A 1,665-nucleotide genomic window follows, 5' to 3' on the forward strand; every position below is an offset into this window, starting at 1 on the left:
CCTTAAATTATAAAACGATTGAAGAATTTAATCAACAAAAAATTAGTTATAAAAATGTAGCTTAACTAATACTCCTATTTTTGTTTGCATATCCATAGTTAAAAACTAATATAGCCTTATGATTTTAAAAAAGACAAAAGAAATTCAAGCTTATTTAACTTATACTAAAAAAATACAAGTTTTAAAATACGGCAAAGAGTATGGAAATAACTCTATATATAGTTTATAAATTTTATGGTGTAAAAAAATATTAGTATTATGAATGCTATCATATCTTTATAATAGATAGGAGAATTTCATTGCATAATTAAAACCTACATTGCTTGTTTTAGAACATAAATTTTTGTTTTGAGAAAGTTACAAATGTGTTTTTTTAATTAGTTGATCATCAGTTATACAACTGCTAATGACAAACAAGAAATAAGCAACAAGTATTTTAGAGAGTGTTTATTCATAAATATTTTAGTTTTTAATTAAAAAATAAAAAACAATAAACAATAAACAATAAAGTATAAGAATAATAAATATCACTTAACATAATTGAAATTATAGAGTATAAAAAAGCCATGCATTATATTTAGCATGGCTTTTTTTATTGTAATTCAATTACATTATTTTTTATTCTTTTATATAAAAATAGATAAGGGGTATATATAGCTACAAAAAGAAATATAAAATTAATATTTCCACCTATCGAAGCATATGCTCCTATTGTTATACCATTTAAAAATAAACAGATTGAAATTAAAATAATAGATTTTTTATTGAATAGCAATTTACATAGTCTTATATCTTTCATAACTTAAATATATAAATATTTTTACTAAACATAGTCATTATTATAGAGTATAAAAAAGACCATATATATATGGTCTTTTTTATTAATGAATTACTATTTATCGTCGTAATGCCCATATGCTGAAATTACAAGAACAATAATTTGCTCATTATCTATTGTATAAATTAATCGATGCTTATCTGTAATTTTACGAGACCATTCTCCAACTCTATTACTTCCTAATGGTTTCGGATGTCCTGTTCCCATTTCTGGATGCGTTCTAAGTTCCTCAATTAATTTAGTGACCTTTTTAAATGCTTTTGGTTCAGACTTTTTTAATTTAGCTAAATCCTCAAGAGCATAACTTGTGAAATCTATATTATACATTCTATAAGCTATCTAATAGCGCTTTAATCTCTTCGCTAGAAGATACTCTAACTGTTTTTCCTTCTTTTGCTTGTTGTAATGAACGATCTAATTTATTAAAGAATTCTTCTTTACTCATTAACGTATCGTCTTCTGTTATAGGGACTAATTTAAAACTCCCATTTTCACGAGATTTTAAAACAACATCTTCGCCCTCTTTTACTTTTTTTAGATACTTGCCTTGACGTTCTCTAAATTCTCTTGTACTAATAACTAACATAGTTTTAAATTTAAATGATAACCATATTGGTACACAAATATACAAAAAAATAATTTATATAATATTTATAATAAACATAATAGGAAATTACAAAGCATAAAAAAACCTCCATTTGGAGGTTTTGTATTTCTATTTTACATAAAATCTGTTATAGCTTTTACTGAACCGAAGTTGTACGCTGTCTTTTATTCTTTACATAAATTTTCTCTAAGGATTTGTCCAATCCAACTTATACTAGCTA

At 24.0% G+C, this 1,665-nt stretch carries 2 protein-coding genes; both read right to left on the reverse strand.

From position 1 onward, the window contains the following. Positions 1-892 precede the first annotated feature (892 nt). Positions 893-1,165 carry a Txe/YoeB family addiction module toxin gene (locus tag BM072_RS15330; RefSeq protein ID WP_092910762.1) on the reverse strand — a complete coding sequence of 91 codons (273 nt, stop codon included), beginning with the start codon at positions 1,163-1,165 and terminating at the stop codon, positions 893-895. A gap of 1 nt (position 1,166) precedes the next feature. Next, entirely contained in the window at positions 1,167-1,424 is a 258-nt protein-coding gene (locus BM072_RS15335) for a type II toxin-antitoxin system Phd/YefM family antitoxin (RefSeq protein ID WP_092910768.1), read from the reverse strand. Between the last annotated feature and the right edge of the window lie 241 nt (positions 1,425-1,665).

It is taken from the genome of Algoriella xinjiangensis, from assembly GCF_900115015.1.
GTDB lineage: Bacteria > Bacteroidota > Bacteroidia > Flavobacteriales > Weeksellaceae > Empedobacter > Empedobacter xinjiangensis.

Excerpts from the sequence above, each read along its gene's own strand:
- BM072_RS15330 (WP_092910762.1), bottom strand. The coding sequence starts at position 1,165 with ATGTATAATATAGATTTCACAAGTTATGCTCTTGAGGATTTAGCTAAA.
- BM072_RS15335 (WP_092910768.1), bottom strand. The coding sequence starts at position 1,424 with ATGTTAGTTATTAGTACAAGAGAATTTAGAGAACGTCAAGGCAAGTAT.